The sequence below is a fragment of the Kitasatospora sp. NPDC023118 genome (assembly GCF_055560875.1).
This window is the reverse complement of sequence record NZ_JBVHHW010000001.1, coordinates 52,079-68,452: the sequence shown is the minus strand read 5'-3', so window position 1 is coordinate 68,452 and position 16,374 is coordinate 52,079. Positions and strand designations below refer to the sequence as shown.

The following is a 16,374-nucleotide window of genomic DNA, read 5'->3' as shown; positions in this document are numbered from 1 at the left end:
GGGTCAGCCGATCAGCTGGGAGAGGACCACCGAGGAGCGGCTGCGCTGGACGCCGGGCTCGCGCCGGATGCGCTCGATGACGGCCTCCAGATGGCGCATGTCGGCGGCCCGCAGGTGGACCAGGGCGTCCGGGTCGCCGGTGACCGTCCAGGCGGCGACCACCTCGGGGAACTGGCGCAGGCTGGCGAGGATCTCCTCGGGGGCGGTGCGCTCGCGGCAGTAGACCTCGACGAAGGCCTCGGTCTGCCAGCCGAGCACGGCCGGGTCGAGCACCACGGTGAAGCCCCGCACCACACCGCGCGCCCGGAGCCGGTCTATCCGACGGCGCACGGCGGTGGCGGAGAGGTTCACCTGCAGGCCGATCTCGGCGTAGGAGGCGCGGCCGTCGCTGCCGAGGCGGGCGAGGAGCTGCCGATCGGTCTCGTCCAGGTCGGCCCCGATCACCTCGTGCGCTCGGCTGCTGGTCATCGGTGCGGGGCTCCACGGGTCGTGCGGGGGTCGAGGGGGCGTCCCGGCGGCGGCTGGTGCTCGGCCCCGGCCGCTGCCGAAACGGTTCGCCACCCATTCTGGCGGATGACCTGAACGAGTTCATCGCTGGCGGATGACGGGGAGAAGGCCGTCAGTCCACCAGCAGGACGATCTTCCCCCTGGTACGCCCCTCGGCGCTGAGCGCCTGGGCGGAGGCCGCCTGGGCGAGCGGGAAGGTGGAGGCGACGGTGACGGTCAGCCGGCCGTCGTCGGCGAGCGCGGCCAGTTCGGCCAGGTCCGCCGCGTCCGGGCGGACCCAGACGTAGTGGCCGCCGAGGGCCTTCACGCCGAAGTCGGTGATCGAGGCGATCCGGCCCGGGTCGGCCACCAGCCCGGCCGAGACCTGGACGGCGCCGCGGCCGATCAGGTCGAGGGCCGCGTCCACGCCGTCCGGGGCGAGCGCGCGGACCCGTTCGGCCAGGCCCTCGCCGTAGGCGACCGGCTCGGCGCCCAGGCCGCGCAGGTAGTCGTGGTTGCGATCGCCCGCCGTGCCGATCACCCGGGCGCCGCGGGCGCGGGCGATCTGGACGGCCAGGTGGCCGACCCCGCCGGCCGCGGCGTGCACCAACAGGGTCTCCCCCTCGGTGAGCCGCAGCGCCCGCAGGCTCTGCAGCGCGGTGAGCCCGGCCAGCGGCAGGCCGCCGCACTGCGCCCAGTCCAGCGCGGCGGGCCGGCGGGCAAGGGTGCGGACGGGGGCGGAGACCAGCTCGGCGTAGGTGCCGTGCTCGACGGCGTCCTTGCGGACGTAGCCGTACACCTCGTCGCCGGGGGTGAACTCGGTCACCCCGCCTCCGACGGCGCGGACCACGCCGGCCACGTCCCAGCCCATGACCAGCGGGAAGTGGACGTCCAGCATGCCGTCCAGGGCGCCGTCCCGGACCTTCCAGTCCACCGGGTTCACCCCGGCCGCCCGCACCTGCACCAGGACCGAGTCGGGCCCGACCTTGGGGTCGGGCAGGTCGGTGTACTCGACCACCTCGGGGCCGCCGTAGCGGTTGATCGCGATTGCCTTCATGGGCTCAGCCATACCCGGCGGCTTCGAAATATCGATTCGGCCACGCCCGGAAGCATTCGTTTTGGCGAGCGGTTCTCGTCACATCGACAGGATGGCCATCGTCACTCTGACGCTAACCGGTTAGAATAGATAGCGTCAGATAGACGAAAAGGCTCAACCGCTTGATCGGCCGCACAGAAGGGCACCCGCCCGTGACCACCACCATCACCGAGACCTACGGCGTCGACCCCACTCCGACGCCGCTCGCTCTGCTGCTGCTCGGCCGGGAGGCCGATCCGAACAGCGAGCGCGGCGTCGAGTGCCCCGGTGACCTCCCCCCGGCCTCCGACCCGGACCTCGTCGAGCGCGCCCGCGCGGCCAAGGCCGCGCTCGGCGACCGCGTCTTCATCCTCGGGCACCACTACCAGCGCGACGAGGTGATCGAGTTCGCCGACGTCACCGGCGACTCCTTCAAGCTCGCTCGCGACGCGGCGGCCCGCCCCGAGGCCGAGTACATCGTCTTCTGCGGCGTGCACTTCATGGCCGAGTCCGCGGACATCCTCACCAGCGACCGGCAGCAGGTCGTCCTGCCGGACCTCGCGGCCGGCTGTTCGATGGCCGACATGGCCACCGCCGAGCAGGTCGCCGAGTGCTGGGATGTGCTGACCGACGCCGGCATAGCCGACGTCACCGTCCCGGTCTCGTACATGAACTCCTCCGCCGACATCAAGGCCTTCACCGGCAGGCACGGCGGCCTCATCTGCACCTCCTCCAACGCCAAGCGCGCCCTGGAGTGGGCGTTCGAGCAGGGTGAGAAGGTGCTCTTCCTGCCCGACCAGCACCTCGGCCGCAACACCGCCGTGCGCGACATGGGCTTCTCGCTGGACGACTGCGTCGTCTACAACCCGCACAAGCCGAACGGCGGCCTGACCGCCGATCAGCTGCGGGACGCGAAGATGATCCTCTGGCGCGGCCACTGCTCGGTGCACGGCCGGTTCAGCCTGGACTCGGTGAACGACGTCCGCGAGCGGATCCCCGGTGTGACCGTCCTGGTGCACCCCGAGTGCAAGCACGAGGTTGTCGCGGCCGCCGACATGGTGGGCTCGACCGAGTACATCATCAAGGCCCTGGACGCCGCCGAGCCCGGCACCAAGTGGGCCATCGGCACCGAGCTGAACCTGGTCCGCCGCCTGGCCAAGGCGCACCCGGACAAGGAGATCGTCTTCCTGGACCGCGCGGTCTGCTTCTGCTCCACCATGAACCGGATCGACCTGCCGCACCTGGTCTGGGCGCTGGAGTCGCTGGTCGAGGGCCGGGTGCCGAACGTGATCACCGTCGACCCGGAGACCGAGAAGTACGCCAAGGAGGCGCTGGACCGGATGCTGGCCCTGCCGTAGTCCGGCCCCGCGACCGGAGGCGAGCGGGCGAGCCCCCGCCCCGAGCCGAAGGGGCGCGCCGGTGTCGAAAGGGAGAAGCGACAAGCGAGGCACGAGCGCCGGAGCGCCGACCGTCGGAACCGGACCCGAGCGCCCCGGAGGCGAGCGGGCGAGTCACAGCGAAGGGCGGGCCCCCTCCCATCGGAGGGGGCCCGCCCTTTCGTCTGGCAACAGCCGGAGGAGCTACTCGTACTCGGGGAACCCCGGGATCACGCCCTCGCCCTCGGACAGCAGCAGCGTGCGGACCTCGCTGATCGTCGCCTCGGAGTTCGGCAGGATCAGGTCGGACGGCTCCAGAGCGTCGTCGGGCAGCCGGGTGCCGTACCGCATCACCGCGTCCAGCAGCTTGCCGTAGGCCTGGCGGAAGTTCTCCTCGTCGCCCGACTCCACTGCGGTGAGCAGCTCGTCGTCGAGCTGGTTGAGCAGGTTCAGGTGGTCCTCGCCCACCTCGAACTGCCCCTCACCCATGACCCTCATGATCATGCCGTGCGTCTCCCTGGTTCGTGGGGTCGAGCTCAGATCACTTGTTGTAGTTGATGCGCGGGGTGTCCTGCGGCTGCTGCTGGGGCTGCTGCTGCGGCTGCCCCTGCTCGATCGCCGCCGGACCGGAGGAGGGACCGCCGGACAGCTCGGCCTTCATCCGGGCGAGCTCCAGCTCGACGTCGGAGCCGCCGGCCACCCGCTCCAGCTCGGCCTCGATGTCGTCCTTGCGGCCGAGACCGCTCGCGTCGTCGAGCGCGCCGGAGGCCAGCAGCTCGTCGATCGCACCGGCCCGGGCCTGCATCTGCGCGGTCTTGTCCTCGGCACGCTGGATGGCCAGGCCGACGTCGCCCATCTCCTCCGAGATGCCGGAGAAGGACTCGGCGATGCGGGTCTGCGCCTGGGCCGCGGTGTAGGTGGCCTTGATGGTCTCCTTCTTGGTGCGGAAGGCGTCCACCTTGGCCTGCAGCCGCTGGGAGGCGAGCGTGAGCTTCTCCTCCTCGGCCTGCAGGGCCTGGTACTGCGTCTCCAGGTCGGAGATCTGGGACTGCATGTTGGCCTTGCGGGTCAGCGCCTCGCGCGCGAGGTCCTCGCGGCCGAGCGACAGCGCCTTGCGGCCCTGGTCCTCGTACTTCGCGGACTGCTGCTGGAGCTGGGTCAGCTGGAGTTCCAGGCGCTTGCGCGAGGTCGCGACGTCCGCGACACCACGCCGTACCTTCTGCAGCAGTTCGAGCTGCTTCTGGTAGGAGTAGTCGAGCGTCTCACGCGGATCCTCCGCCCGGTCCAAGGCCTTGTTCGCCTTGGAGCGGAAGATCAGCCCCATACGCTTCATGATTCCGTCGCTCATGGGCCTCGGGTGCCCCCTTCTCCGGCCTGCGGTGTATATCTCGTTACCAGACACGACGAGTGTATGTGCAGCGAGCCCGTCGCCGCAGTGCACCTGCCTGCAACAAGACTGCTACAGCGACCGGTGGCAGTTCCTCATCCCCCGGGTGGATCCGGCTCTCATCCTCCCCATAGTCCATCCGATTGATCCCCTACGGGAAGGGCCCGGGAAACCCGGGTCGGGGCCGGACCCGGAGGATCGATATGCGTTTGGGTCCGAGGGGACCCGTGATCGCAGCGGCGCACCCCGTACGCTGGTGGTGTGTTCCGACGCCGTTCAGATGATGCCGCTGCCTCCGCCACCGTGCTGGAGAAGCAGGACGAGACGACCCAGGCCCGCCACCCGCAGGCCAAGAAGGGCCGCCCCACCCCCAAGCGCAGTGAGGCCGAGGCCAACCGGCGTACCCGGGTGACGGTGCCCAAGGACCGCAAGGAGGCCTCCCGCCAGGCGCGCGACCGGATGCGGGTCGAGCGCGAGAAGCAGCGCCAGGCCCTGATGGACGGCGACGAGCGCCACCTGCCGGCCCGCGACAAGGGCCCGGTGCGCAAGTTCGCCCGTGACTACATCGACTCCCGCTGGTCGCTGGCCGAGTTCTTCCTGCCCGCCGCCGTCGTCATCCTGGTGCTCAGCATCATCAAGGTGCAGGCCCTGCAGCTGCTGTCGACGCTGCTGTTCCTGCTGTTCTTCGTCCTGGTGATCCTGGACTTCGTGCGCCTCGGCTTCGGCCTGCGCAAGCAGCTGGGCGAGCGCTTCGCCGGACAGAACACCCGCGGCGTGATCGCCTACGGCATCATGCGCACCCTGCAGATGCGCCGGCTGCGCCTGCCCAAGCCGCAGGTGCGGCGCGGGGAGAAGCCCTGACCGCCGAACCGGTGGACTCCGGCTGGGCCCCGCCTTCCTGGGAGGGGCCCGGCCTGTACGCGCTTCCCGGACAGGGGGACGGCGGCCACGACCGGTTCGGCCAGGAGCGTCGGCTGCCCTCGCGCAGCGGTTCCTTCGCCGGCGGTGCCGGCGCCTGGCTGGACCGGCTCGGCGGACTGCGCAACTTCGTCCGCCAGGAGCTCGTCTCCCGCCAGCTCGCCGAGCAGCTGACCGGCCGCACCGCGCAGCGCGTCCTCGACATCGGCTGCGGCCAGGGCACCCAAGCCCTGCGGCTCGCGCGGGCCGGCCACTACGTCACCGGGATCGACTCCGACCCGGTCGCGCTCGGCGTCGCCCAGGGGGCGCTGGCCGAGGAGCCGCCCGAGGTGCGCGGCCGGCTGCAGCTGCTCAGCGGTGACGGCCACCAGTGCGGGCGCTGGTTCGGCCCGCGCAGCTTCGACGTGGTGCTCTGCCACGGCGTCCTGATGTACCTGCCCGACCCGGACCCGATGATCGCCTCGCTGGCCCGGCTGCTGGCGCCCGGCGGTCTGCTCTCGCTGCTGGTCCGCAACCGCGACGCGCTGGCGCTGCGGCCCGCCGCCGCCGGGGACTGGCGGGCCGCCCTGCACGCCTTCGAGAGCGACCGGTACTACAACCGGCTCGGACTGGCCGCCCGGGCCGACCGGCTCACCGACCTGACCGTCACCCTCTCCGAGGTGTCGGTGCCGCTCAAGCACTGGTACGGCGTGCGGGTCTTCACCGACAACGCGCCCGACGACGCGACCCCGCCGGTGGACGGGCGCCAACTGGCCCAGCTGCTGGAAGCCGAGGACCGGGCCGCCCGTACCGACCCGTACCGGCGGGTCGCGGCGCTGCTGCACGTGATCGGGGCGAAGTAGCGGCCGATCGCCCGCCCGCCTCCGGGGCGGGGGCTCAGGCCTCGTGCAGGCTCATCGCGTAGATCTGCTGACCGTCGTCCAGCAGGACCGCGGTGTCCACGCCGTCCTCGACGAGCTGCTTCCAGCTCTCCCCGATCCAGGTCTCGGCGTCCCCCTGGCCGGCGAACTCCTCCTGGGCGCCGCTCGGCGTCACCGCGCTGCCGTCCGCCTTCTCGTACCGCCACGTCCAGACCATGCCCGGCTCCTCCCACGCTTCCCGCTGCCTATGTGGTGCGCACCATAGCCTGCCCGGCCCGATCTTCCGTATGCCTGGTCGGGCAGGATGGGCGCCATGTCGACCCACTCCCCGCTCCCCCGCACGCTGCTGCTCGGCGGCGCGCGCTCCGGCAAGTCCACCCGCGCCGAGCAGCTGCTCGCCGACCGGCCGGACGTCCTGTACGTGGCCACCGGCGGCACCCGGGACGGCGACGCCGAGTGGGCCCAGCGGATCGAGCTGCACCGGGAGCGGCGGCCGGCGAGCTGGCGCACCGCCGAGACCTGCGACCTGGAGGCCGTGCTCACCGACGCCGCCGACCCGGCGCCGGTGCTGATCGACTGCCTGGCGCTGTGGCTGACCTCGGTGATGGACGAGTGCGGCGCCTGGGACGACCGGGCCTGGGCGGACGGCGGCGAGGCCGCGGTGCAGCGCCGCTGCCGGACGTTGGCCGCGGCCTGGGCGGCCACCCCGCGGACGGTCGTCGCGGTGAGCAACGAGGTCGGCATGGGTGTCGTCCCGGCGACCGCCGCGGGCCGGCGCTTCCGCGACACACTGGGCCGGCTCAACATGGCCGTGGCGGACGCCTCGGAGCGTGTGCTGCTGGTGGTGGCCGGGCAGGTTGTAACAATCAAGCCAACCGCAGCCTGAACACCTGTGGCGTGTAGCCTTCCGGACGATGGACACGACCGTGGATCTCGATACGTTCTCCTCGCTCGTCGAGCGCCCCGACGACAGCGCCCGGCGGGCCGCCGAGGAGCGCTGGCAGGAGGCCGGCCGGCCGCGCGGCGGGCTCGGCAAGCTGGAGGAGCTGGGCAGCTGGCTGTCGTCCGTACAGGGGCGCTCCCCGGTGCGGCCGGTGTCGGCGCCCAAGGTGCTGCTGTTCGCCGCCGACCACGGTGTGGCCGCGCTCGGGATCTCCCGGCTGCCCGCCCAGGGCGGCACCGCGGCCCGGGTGCGGGCGGTGCTGGACGGCACCGCGCCGGTGGCCCGGCTGGCCGCGCGCTACGGCGCCGAGGTGCGGGTGGTCGACGTCGGCGTGGACACCGACGCCGCGAACCTCCCGGACGAGGTGGTCACCCACCGGATCCGGCGCGGCTCCGGCCGGATCGACGTCGAGGACGCGCTCACCCCGGAGGAGACCGTACGGGCGTTCCGGGCCGGCATGGCCGTGGCCGACGAGGAGGCCGACTCCGGCACCGACCTGGTGCTGCTCGGCGACCTCGGGGTCGGCGCCACCACGGTGGCCGCCGTGCTGGTCGGCGCGCTGTGCGGGACGGACGCCGCCGCGGTCTGCGGGCGCGGCTCGGGCATCGACGACCGGGTGTGGATGGTCAAGTGCGCCACCATCCGGGACTCGCTGCGGCGGGCCCGGCCGGTGCTCGGCGACCAGATCGCCCTGCTCGGCGCGACCGGCGGGGCCGACTTCGCGGCGATCACCGGCTTCCTGCTGCAGGCCGCGGTCCGGCGGCTGCCGGTGGTGCTGGACGGTGTGGTCTCGGCCGCCTGCGCGCTGGTCGCGCAGCGGATCGCCTTCCGGGCGCCGGAGTGGTGGCGGGCCGGGCAGTCCAGCGGCGAGCCGGCCCAGGCGAAGGCGTACGACCGGCTGACCCTGACGCCGCTTCAGGACCAGGGGATCACCATGGGCGAAGGTGTCGGCGCGCTGCTGGCGCTGCCGCTGCTCCAGGCGGCGGGCGACGCGCTCGCGGACGAGGCGCCGAGGCCGTTCGTGCCGGCGGCTCCCAAGGAGCAGCCGAAGCTGCCCTCGGCGGCGGATCTGCTGCGGAGGCTGTAGCAGGGGCGGGGCGCCCGCGGCTGAGCGTCTGTGCTCAGGTGGGCAGGCCCGGCCCTTCCGCCTCGCGCAGTTCCCCGCGCCCCTTTCGGGGCGCGGGGATTCCGTTTGTTCGGGGCCCAGCCTTCGGTTGGCGCGGGGCCCGGGGGCTTCTGTTCGTGCGGTGCGGTGCGGTGAGGGAGTGGAGCGATGGCCGGCGGCGAGCGGGCGACGTGGGGCGAGGGGCTGCGGTTCGCGTTCGGGACGCTGTCGGTGCTGCGGGTGCGGGTGGAGCGGTGGGACCGCGCGGCGGGGGCGCGGGCGATGACGGCGGCCCCGGCGGTGGGGTTGGTGCTGGGCGCCGTCGCGGCCGGGGCGGGGGCGCTGGTGGCCTGGCGGGCGGGCGGGCTGCTCGGGGCGGTGACGGCGGTGGGGGCGCTCGCCGCGCTGACCCGGGGGCTGCACCTGGACGGTCTGGCGGACGTCGCCGACGGGCTGGGCAGCGGCAAGCCGGCCGAGGACGCGCTGCGGATCATGAAGCAGTCCGACATCGGCCCGTTCGGCGTACTGACCCTCCTTCTCGTACTGCTGGCCCAGGTCGCCGCGCTGGCCGGGCAGTTCGGGCACTCGGTGCCGCGCGGCGCACTCGCGGTGCTCGCCTCGGCGGTGGCCGCCCGGTGCGCGCTCGGCTGGGGCTGTCTGCGGTCGGTACCGGCCGCCCGTCCGGGCGGGCTCGGGGCGATGGTGGCGAGCACCGTGACGCCCGCCGGGGCCGCCGCCGGGACGGCCCTCGGGGCACTGGCCGTCGCCGCGACCGGGCTGTTCGACGGATGGTCAGCTCTTCGACTTCCGCTGGCGGTTGTGCTCGGCGTCGGCTGCGCCCGGCTGCTGCTCGGACGCTGTGTCCGGCGGTTCGGCGGAATCACCGGGGACGTGCTCGGCGCGACGGCGGAGACGGCGGCCACCGGCACGCTGTTCGCCTTGGCGTTGCTCGGCTGACACCGGGCGGCGCGTGATCCCACCATGCGGACTACCATGCGTGAAGCACCGCAGCCCTGCACCGTGGCAGGTCCTGCCCGCCCGGCGCGTACCGAGGAGCCGGGGCCTCTGGTGTGCGCGGCCGCGACGGCGGACGCGCGCGCCAGGGGACCCGGACCCGCAGACCCGTCGGCGGACGGCCTGCCACGGCGGGCTGCGCCGGTTCGGCAGTCACGCCGCGACCGGCCGTGGACCCGCGAAAGAACAGGACGCATTACGTGACTGCATTGTCTGTGAGCACCTCCTCCGCCGCCTCGCTGCGCGCGGACGCCCTGGTGGTCGGTCTCGCGAAGGGCCCGAAGGGCATCGTGCTGGCCCCCGGCGCCGAGGCCGTGAACGAGGCGTTCGAGGGCAAGCTGGCCGAGGTCCTCAGCACCCTGGGCGCGACCGGCACCGAGGGCGAGACCGTCAAGGTGCCCTCCCCCGCCGGCCTGAAGGCCCCGCTCGTGCTCGCGGTCGGCCTCGGCGAGGCCGCCGAGGAGCGTTACGACCTGGAGGCGCTGCGCCGCGCCGCCGGTGTCGCCGCCCGCGCCCTGGCCGGCGTCAAGAAGGCCGCGCTGGCCCTGCCGGCCGAGTCCGCGGAGGACGTGGAGGCGCTGGCGCTGGGTGGTCTGCTCGGCTCGTACGCCTTCGGCACGTACAAGGGCAACGGCAACGGCAAGGAGCCGGTCGGCGAGCTGGTCGTGCTGGCCGCCCGCAAGGGCAGCAAGGACGCCAAGGCCGCCGTGGAGCGCGCCGCCGCGATCGGCGAGGAGATGAACCGCGCCCGCGACCTGGTCAACACCGCGCCGAACGACCTGAACCCGAAGAGCTTCGCCGCGATCGCCCAGGCGGCCGGCAAGGAGCACGGCCTCAAGGTCGAGGTGCTGGACGAGAAGGCCCTGACCAAGGGCGGCTACGGCGGCCTGCTGGGCGTCGGCGGCGGCTCGGCCAACCCGCCGCGGCTGGTGAAGGTGGCCTACACCCACCCGAAGGCGAAGGCCACGCTGGCCTTCGTCGGCAAGGGCATCACCTACGACTCGGGCGGCATCTCGCTGAAGCCGGCCGGCCACAACGAGACCATGAAGTGCGACATGGCTGGCGCCGCCGCCGTGTTCGCCGCCGTGGTGGCCGCCAAGCGCCTGGGCCTGGTCGTCAACGTCACCGGTTGGCTGGCGCTGGCCGAGAACATGCCGTCCGGCTCCGCCACCCGCCCGGGCGACGTGCTGCGCATGTACGGCGGCAAGACCGTCGAGGTGCTGAACACCGACGCCGAGGGCCGTCTGGTGCTGGCCGACGCGATCGTGCGAGCCGGCGAGGAGAACCCGGACGTCATCGTCGACGTGGCGACCCTGACCGGCGCCATGGTGCTGGCCCTGGGCACCCGCACCTTCGGCGTGATGTCCAACAGCGACGAGCTGCGCGAGAACCTGCACGCCATCGCGGGCGAGGTCGGCGAGCAGTCCTGGCCGATGCCGCTGCCGGCCGAGCTGCGCAAGGGCTTCACCGAGTCGACCATCGCCGACCTGGCCAACATGGGCGAGCGGATGGGCGGCGGCCTGGTGGCCGGCCTGTTCCTGAAGGAGTTCGTGGCCGAGGGCACCGACTGGGCGCACCTGGACATCGCCGGCCCGGCGTTCCACGAGAGCGCTCCGTTCGGCTACACCCCGAAGGGCGGCACCGCGAGCGCGGTGCGCACCCTGGTCCGCTTCGCCGAGCAGACCGCGGCCAACGGCAGGGCCTGATCCGACCGGACTTGAGCCTCCACGGGGGCCCGGCGCACACGCGCCGGGCCCCCGTCGGCGTTACCGCGGGGGTTACCTGCGAGTAGGCCGGGACGCCCCGGCGCACCCCTGTTCGCCACGGGCGAAACTTTGTTCCACAGAGCGGAACAGACGGCGGCAGACGGGGCGGAAGGCGCCCGTCCGGCGGCTGTCAATACCGCGTTGAGCTGCGATGATGCCCTTCCGTCGGGGGTGTTCCCGCCCCGGTGACCACCCTGCGGGACACCCCTGGGGTGGACCCGGACATCAGCCACCGCGAACAAGTGCGAAGATGTATTTCCGGCACGACTGGGCGCCCCACAAAGGCATCCGACCCACCGGACCGCGACCGGCCCGGCGACCCACCCCATTGCATGGAGGACGTGACGTGGCGAACGACGCCAGCACCGTTTTCGACGTAGTCATTCTCGGAGGCGGAAGCGGCGGTTACGCCGCGGCGCTCCGCGCCGCTCAGCTGGGTCTGAGCGTTGCCCTGGTCGAGAAGGGTGAGCTGGGCGGCACCTGCCTGCACCGCGGCTGCATCCCGACCAAGGCGCTGCTGCACGCCGCCGAGATCGCGGACGAGACGAAGGAGGCCGCCGAGTTCGGCGTGCTGGCCACCTTCCAGGGCATCGACATCAACGGCGTCCACAAGTACAAGGACGACGTCATCGCCGGCCTGTACAAGGGTCTGCAGGGCCTGGTGGCGTCCCGCAAGGTCACCTTCATCCAGGGCGAGGGCAAGCTCTCCTCGCAGACCTCGGTGGACGTCAACGGCCAGCGCATCGAAGGCCGCCACATCGTCCTGGCCACCGGTTCGGTGCCGCGCTCGATCCCGGGTCTGGAGATCGACGGCAACCGCGTGATCTCCTCCGACCACGCCCTCAAGCTCGACCGCATCCCGAAGTCGGCCGTCATCCTGGGCGGCGGCGTCATCGGCGTCGAGTTCGCCTCGGTCTGGAAGTCCTTCGGCGTCGAGGTCACGATCGTCGAGGCGCTGCCGCACCTCGTCCCGCTCGAGGACGAGAACTCCTCCAAGCTGCTGGAGCGCGCGTTCCGCAAGCGCGGCATCAAGTTCGAGCTGAAGGCCCGCTTCTCGGGCGTCGAGTACACCGAGACCGGTGTCCGCGTCTCCACCGAAAACGGCAAGCAGATCGACGCCGACCTGCTGCTCGTCGCCATCGGCCGCGGCCCGGTCTCGGCCGGCCTCGGCTACGAGGAGAACGGCGTCGCGATGGACCGCGGCTACGTCCTGGTCGACGAGTACATGCGCACCAACGTGCCCACCATCTCGGCCGTCGGCGACCTCGCCCCGACCCTGCAGCTCGCCCACGTCGGCTTCGCCGAGGGCATCCTGGTCGCCGAGCGCCTGGCCGGCCTGAAGCCGATGCCGATCGACTACGACGGCGTCCCGCGGGTGACCTACTCCAACCCCGAGGTCGCCTCCGTCGGCATCTCCGAGGCCAAGGCCGTCGAGCTGTACGGCAAGGAGAAGGTCGTCACCCTGAAGTACAACCTGGCCGGCAACGGCAAGAGCAAGATCCTGAAGACCGCCGGCGAGATCAAGCTCGTCCAGGTCAAGGACGGCGCCGTGGTCGGCGTCCACATGGTCGGCGCCCGCATGGGCGAGCAGGTCGGCGAAGCCCAGCTGATCTACAACTGGGAGGCCCTGCCGGCCGAGGTCGCGCAGCTGATCCACGCGCACCCGACCCAGTCCGAGGCCCTGGGCGAGGCGCACCTGGCGCTGGCCGGCAAGCCGCTGCACGCGCACGACTGATCGCGCCCACCACCCCCCTTTCCAGTACTTCCCGTACGCAAGACTTGATAGGAGTCGCTGAAACCATGGCGGTCTCAGTAACACTGCCCGCGCTGGGCGAGAGCGTTTCCGAGGGCACCGTCACCCGTTGGCTGAAGGCCGAGGGTGAGCGTGTCGAGGTCGACGAGCCGCTGCTGGAGGTGTCGACCGACAAGGTCGACACCGAGATCCCGGCTCCCGCCTCCGGCATCCTGGCCTCGATCAAGGTCGGCGAGGACGAGACCGTCGAGGTCGGCGCCGAGCTGGCGATCATCCACGACGGCTCCGAGGCCGCCGCTGCCGCCCCGGCGCCCGCCGCCGAGGCCGCTCCGGCCGCTGCCCCGGCCGCCCCGGTCGCCGCTCCGGCTCCGGTCGCCGAGGCCCCGGCTGCCGCTCCGGCCGCCGCCGCTCCGGCTGCTGCCGCTCCGGCCGGTGACGCCCACCCGGTGCTGCTGCCCGCGCTGGGCGAGTCGGTCACCGAGGGCACCGTCACCCGCTGGCTGAAGGCCGAGGGTGAGACGGTCGAGATCGACGAGCCGCTGCTCGAGGTCTCGACCGACAAGGTCGACACCGAGATCCCGTCGCCGGTCGCCGGCGTCGTCGTCAAGATCCTCGTCGGCGAGGACGAGACCGCCGAGGTCGGCGCCCAGCTCGCGCTGATCGGTGCCCCGGGTGCCGCCGCTGCCGCTCCGGCCCCGGCCGCCGCTCCGGTTGCCCCGGCCGCCCCGGCCCCGGTCGCCGCCCCGGTTGCCCCGGCCGCCCCGGCCCCGGTCGCCGCCCCTGCCCCGGTCGCTGCCCCGGCCCCGGCCGCCGCTCCGGTTGCCCCGGCCGCCCCGGCCCCGGTCGCTGCCCCGGCCCCGGTCGCCCCGGCTGCTCCGGCCGCCGACGCCGGTGACGCCTACGTCACCCCGCTGGTGCGCAAGCTCGCCGCCGAGCACGGCGTCGAGCTGTCCTCCGTCGCCGGCACCGGCGTCGGCGGTCGCATCCGCAAGCAGGACGTCATCGCCGCCGCGGAGGCCGCCAAGGCCGCCCCGGCCCCGGTCGCCGCCGTTCCGGCCGCCGCGCCGAAGGCCGCCGCCGCGCCGTCCGCCCTGCGCGGCCAGACGGTCAAGATGACCCGCATGCGCAAGGTCATCGGCGACAACATGATGAAGGCCCTGCACGAGCAGGCCCAGCTGACCAGCGTGGTCGAGGTGGACGTCACCAAGATCATGTCGCTGCGCGCCAAGGCCAAGGACGGCTTCCTCGCCCGCGAGGGCGTCAAGCTCTCCCCGATGCCGTTCTTCGTCAAGGCCGCCGCCCAGGCGCTGAAGGCCCACGCGGTCGTCAACGCCCGGATCAACGAGGCCGAGGGCACCATCACCTACTTCGACACCGAGAACATCGGTATCGCGGTGGACTCCGAGAAGGGTCTGATGACCCCGGTCATCAAGGGCGCGGGCGACCTCAACATCGCCGGCATCTCGAAGAAGACCGCAGAGCTGGCCGCCAAGGTCCGCGACAGCAAGATCACCCCGGACGAGCTGTCCGGCGCCACCTTCACCATCAGCAACACCGGCTCGCGCGGTGCGCTGTTCGACACCGTGATCGTGCCGCCGAACCAGGCCGCCATCCTGGGCATCGGCGCCACCGTGAAGCGCCCGGTCGTCATCGAGGCCGACGGCGGCACCGCCATCGGCATCCGCGACATGACCTACCTGTCGCTCTCCTACGACCACCGTCTGGTGGACGGCGCCGACGCCGCCCGCTACCTGGTCGCGGTCAAGGAGATCCTGGAGGCCGGCGAGTTCGAGGTCGAGCTCGGCCTGTAAGGCACCCCGGTCGTACCGAACCCCGCGTCGTCCCCGGACGGCGCGGGGTTCCGCCGTTCCCGGACGGCGCGGGAATCCGCCGTTCCCGGACGGCGCGGGAATCCGCCGTCTTCTCTTCGGGTCGCGGCATGCGCCGAGGCGGCCGAGCGGGGATGCTGGAGCGGTGATGGACGAGACCGACTTCTGGCAGATCATCGACGAGACCCGGGAGGCCGCCGAGGGCGATCCCGACGAGCAGGCCGACCGGCTGGTGGAGCACCTCGTCCGGCTGACCCCGGACGACGTGATCGACTTCGCCCGGCTGTTCGAGGCCCGGTTCCAGCGCGCCTACCGCTACGACCTGTGGGGCGCGGCCTACCTGCTGCTGGACGGCGCCTCCGAGGACACCTTCGACTTCTTCCGCTGCTGGCTGATCGGCCAGGGCCGGGAGGTCTTCGAGGGCGGGCTGGCCGAGCCGGACGACCTGGCGGACCTGCTGCCCGAGTTCGACGAGGAGGAGGACGGCGAGGCCGAGGACCTCGGCTACGCGGCCGACGAGGCGTACGAGCGGCTGACCGGCCTGCCGTTGCCCGAGGTGGGCGGTCGGCAGGCCCGGCGACCGGCCGGGGCGGCGCTGGACTTCGACGACCCGGACGTCATGGCGAAACGCTTCCCCAAGCTCTGGGAGCGCTACGGGGATTGATCGGGATCGGTCAGGTGCTGCTGCCCGGGCTGCCGTCCTGCTTGATGCCCTTCAGGATCTGGTCCAGCACCGAGGCGTCCGGCGCGGCCGGGTCGTCGTCCACACCGCCCTCGAAGACCACGTAGCCGCCGCCCTTGGCCGGGACGGCGGCCAGCAGGACGTAGCCCTGGGTGCCGTCCGAGGTGCGGACGTGCCAGCGGGTGGCGTAGCCGAGCACGCCGGCGACGCTGACGGAGCCGGAGCCGGAGTCGGTGTGCGAGGTGATCCCGGTGAAGATGCCCCCGGCGTAGGCCGGCATCGCGGCGTCGGCGGCCGCCTTGGGCGAGTCGCCCTGGATGGTGTCCTTCTCGACCGAGAACTGGCCGCGGATGCAGGCGTTGCCGTCCGCGCAGGTATAGCGGCCGCTGCCGAGGTAGACCGTGGAGTGCACCGGGTTGGACGACACGTCCCAGCCGTCCAGCACCGGGACGGTTATCGCGTGCTGGGCGTCCGGGACGGTGCTCTTCACGACCGGGACGGGCTTGGGCGGCGCGACGGTGGGCGTGCTCTCGGTCGGGGAGGGGGTCGGCCCGGGGCTGTCGCTCTGGCTGACCGACACGGTGGGGCTCGGGGTCGGGCCCGCCTTCGGGTCGCCGCCCTGGCTGAGCACGATCCCGGCGATGATCCCGCCTACGGCCAGCACGCCGACCGTGATCCCGATGATCACACCGGGCCTGGTCCTCGCGGGGGCGGGCGGCGGGTAGCCCTGGTCCGGGTAGTAGCCGCCGCCCTGGTAGGCCTCCTGGCCGGGGTAGCCGTACCCGGGGGTCTGCGCGCCGTAGCCCGGGGCCCGGCCGTCCTGGCCGGGGTAGCCGTAGCCGGGGGCCCGGCCGGCGTCCTGACCCGGGTAGCCGTAGCCGGGGGCGGGCGAGCCGCCCTGCGCCGGATAGCCGTAGCCGGGCCGCGGGGGCTGCGGGGCCGACGGCAGCCAGGCCTGGGTCGGGGCGTCGGCGAGCTGTCCGGCGCCGCCCTGGAGCGGCCGGACCTCGCTGCTCCAGGCGTTGCCGTCCCACCAGCGCTCGTGACCGGGGGTGCCATCCGCACCGGGGACCGGGTACCACCCGGGAGGCGTCGAGTTGCTCACGGGCGTACGGTACCCGGCGGAGCGCGGCTCCAGACAGGGCGGGTACGTCACGACTCCGCAGCGCTCGATCCGCTG

The 16,374-nt window shown here is 72.9% G+C and carries 15 protein-coding genes and 1 pseudogene; 10 read left to right on the top strand and 6 right to left on the bottom strand.

Annotation, left to right across the window (positions count from 1 at the left end; genetic code table 11):
- Positions 1-3 precede the first annotated feature (3 nt).
- Together ACZ3UD_RS00275 and ACZ3UD_RS00270 are read right to left on the bottom strand one after the other, a co-directional pair.
- Positions 4-468 carry an Lrp/AsnC family transcriptional regulator gene (locus tag ACZ3UD_RS00275; RefSeq protein ID WP_270147404.1) on the bottom strand — a complete coding sequence of 155 codons (465 nt, stop codon included), beginning with the start codon at positions 466-468 and terminating at the stop codon, positions 4-6.
- A 151-nt stretch (positions 469-619) separates the two neighbouring features.
- Positions 620-1,543, bottom strand: coding sequence for an NADP-dependent oxidoreductase (locus ACZ3UD_RS00270; protein ID WP_465580523.1), 924 nt, complete (start codon positions 1,541-1,543; stop codon positions 620-622).
- Positions 1,544-1,734: 191 nt separating this feature from the next.
- Between ACZ3UD_RS00270 and nadA the strand changes: the two genes are divergently transcribed.
- Complete coding sequence (nadA, locus tag ACZ3UD_RS00265) at positions 1,735-2,919, top strand: quinolinate synthase NadA (RefSeq protein WP_465580521.1); 1,185 nt, start codon at positions 1,735-1,737, stop codon at positions 2,917-2,919.
- Positions 2,920-3,141: 222 nt separating this feature from the next.
- Here nadA and pspAA read toward each other — a convergent pair whose 3' ends face one another.
- Positions 3,142-3,441 (bottom strand): PspA-associated protein PspAA, encoded by a 300-nt coding sequence (gene pspAA, locus ACZ3UD_RS00260; RefSeq protein ID WP_465580519.1) that lies wholly within the window; start codon positions 3,439-3,441, stop codon positions 3,142-3,144.
- Positions 3,442-3,478: 37 nt separating this feature from the next.
- Positions 3,479-4,285 carry a PspA/IM30 family protein gene (locus ACZ3UD_RS00255; RefSeq protein ID WP_465580517.1) on the bottom strand — a complete coding sequence of 269 codons (807 nt, stop codon included), beginning with the start codon at positions 4,283-4,285 and terminating at the stop codon, positions 3,479-3,481.
- A gap of 300 nt (positions 4,286-4,585) precedes the next feature.
- Between ACZ3UD_RS00255 and ACZ3UD_RS00250 the strand changes: the two genes are divergently transcribed.
- Both ACZ3UD_RS00250 and ACZ3UD_RS00245 read left to right on the top strand, forming a co-directional pair.
- Positions 4,586-5,185: a DUF3043 domain-containing protein gene (locus ACZ3UD_RS00250; protein ID WP_465580515.1), complete on the top strand. Its 600-nt coding sequence runs from the start codon at positions 4,586-4,588 to the stop codon at positions 5,183-5,185.
- A gap of 158 nt (positions 5,186-5,343) precedes the next feature.
- Entirely contained in the window at positions 5,344-6,084 is a 741-nt protein-coding gene (locus tag ACZ3UD_RS00245) for a methyltransferase domain-containing protein (RefSeq protein WP_465581361.1), read from the top strand.
- Between the two features lie 34 nt (positions 6,085-6,118).
- Here the strand turns inward: ACZ3UD_RS00245 and ACZ3UD_RS00240 are convergent, their stop codons facing one another.
- Positions 6,119-6,319: a hypothetical protein gene (locus ACZ3UD_RS00240; RefSeq protein WP_465580513.1), complete on the bottom strand. Its 201-nt coding sequence runs from the start codon at positions 6,317-6,319 to the stop codon at positions 6,119-6,121.
- Positions 6,320-6,439: 120 nt separating this feature from the next.
- On the opposite strand from ACZ3UD_RS00240, the pseudogene cobU reads away from it, so the two are divergent.
- The 7 genes and pseudogenes from cobU to ACZ3UD_RS00205 all read left to right on the top strand — a co-directional run.
- Positions 6,440-6,988 (top strand): annotated as a pseudogene (gene cobU, locus ACZ3UD_RS00235) (bifunctional adenosylcobinamide kinase/adenosylcobinamide-phosphate guanylyltransferase); the annotation flags it as partial.
- Positions 6,989-7,016: 28 nt separating this feature from the next.
- Entirely contained in the window at positions 7,017-8,132 is a 1,116-nt protein-coding gene (locus ACZ3UD_RS00230; protein WP_465580511.1) for a nicotinate-nucleotide--dimethylbenzimidazole phosphoribosyltransferase, read from the top strand.
- A 186-nt stretch (positions 8,133-8,318) separates the two neighbouring features.
- On the top strand, positions 8,319-9,107 hold the full coding sequence (locus ACZ3UD_RS00225; protein WP_465580509.1) for an adenosylcobinamide-GDP ribazoletransferase: 789 nt from the start codon (positions 8,319-8,321) through the stop codon (positions 9,105-9,107).
- Positions 9,108-9,364: 257 nt separating this feature from the next.
- Positions 9,365-10,870 (top strand): leucyl aminopeptidase, encoded by a 1,506-nt coding sequence (locus ACZ3UD_RS00220; RefSeq protein ID WP_465580506.1) that lies wholly within the window; start codon positions 9,365-9,367, stop codon positions 10,868-10,870.
- A gap of 406 nt (positions 10,871-11,276) precedes the next feature.
- On the top strand, positions 11,277-12,665 hold the full coding sequence (lpdA, locus tag ACZ3UD_RS00215; protein WP_224284763.1) for a dihydrolipoyl dehydrogenase: 1,389 nt from the start codon (positions 11,277-11,279) through the stop codon (positions 12,663-12,665).
- Positions 12,666-12,730: 65 nt separating this feature from the next.
- On the top strand, positions 12,731-14,494 hold the full coding sequence (sucB, locus tag ACZ3UD_RS00210) for a 2-oxoglutarate dehydrogenase, E2 component, dihydrolipoamide succinyltransferase (RefSeq protein WP_465580504.1): 1,764 nt from the start codon (positions 12,731-12,733) through the stop codon (positions 14,492-14,494).
- Between the two features lie 166 nt (positions 14,495-14,660).
- Positions 14,661-15,176 carry a DUF4240 domain-containing protein gene (locus ACZ3UD_RS00205; RefSeq protein WP_465580501.1) on the top strand — a complete coding sequence of 172 codons (516 nt, stop codon included), beginning with the start codon at positions 14,661-14,663 and terminating at the stop codon, positions 15,174-15,176.
- 10 nt (positions 15,177-15,186) lie between these two features.
- Here the strand turns inward: ACZ3UD_RS00205 and ACZ3UD_RS00200 are convergent, their stop codons facing one another.
- Positions 15,187-16,299 carry a DUF2510 domain-containing protein gene (locus ACZ3UD_RS00200; RefSeq protein ID WP_465580499.1) on the bottom strand — a complete coding sequence of 371 codons (1,113 nt, stop codon included), beginning with the start codon at positions 16,297-16,299 and terminating at the stop codon, positions 15,187-15,189.
- Positions 16,300-16,374: the final 75 nt, after the last annotated feature.

Coding starts and splice junctions, on each gene's coding strand:
- ACZ3UD_RS00275 (WP_270147404.1), bottom strand. CDS start 468: ATGACCAGCAGCCGAGCGCACGAGGTGATCGGGGCCGACCTGGACGAG.
- ACZ3UD_RS00270 (WP_465580523.1), bottom strand. CDS start 1,543: ATGAAGGCAATCGCGATCAACCGCTACGGCGGCCCCGAGGTGGTCGAG.
- pspAA (WP_465580519.1), bottom strand. CDS start 3,441: ATGATCATGAGGGTCATGGGTGAGGGGCAGTTCGAGGTGGGCGAGGAC.
- ACZ3UD_RS00255 (WP_465580517.1), bottom strand. CDS start 4,285: ATGAGCGACGGAATCATGAAGCGTATGGGGCTGATCTTCCGCTCCAAG.
- ACZ3UD_RS00240 (WP_465580513.1), bottom strand. CDS start 6,319: ATGGTCTGGACGTGGCGGTACGAGAAGGCGGACGGCAGCGCGGTGACG.
- ACZ3UD_RS00230 (WP_465580511.1), top strand. CDS start 7,017: ATGGACACGACCGTGGATCTCGATACGTTCTCCTCGCTCGTCGAGCGC.
- ACZ3UD_RS00225 (WP_465580509.1), top strand. CDS start 8,319: ATGGCCGGCGGCGAGCGGGCGACGTGGGGCGAGGGGCTGCGGTTCGCG.
- sucB (WP_465580504.1), top strand. CDS start 12,731: ATGGCGGTCTCAGTAACACTGCCCGCGCTGGGCGAGAGCGTTTCCGAG.
- ACZ3UD_RS00205 (WP_465580501.1), top strand. CDS start 14,661: ATGGACGAGACCGACTTCTGGCAGATCATCGACGAGACCCGGGAGGCC.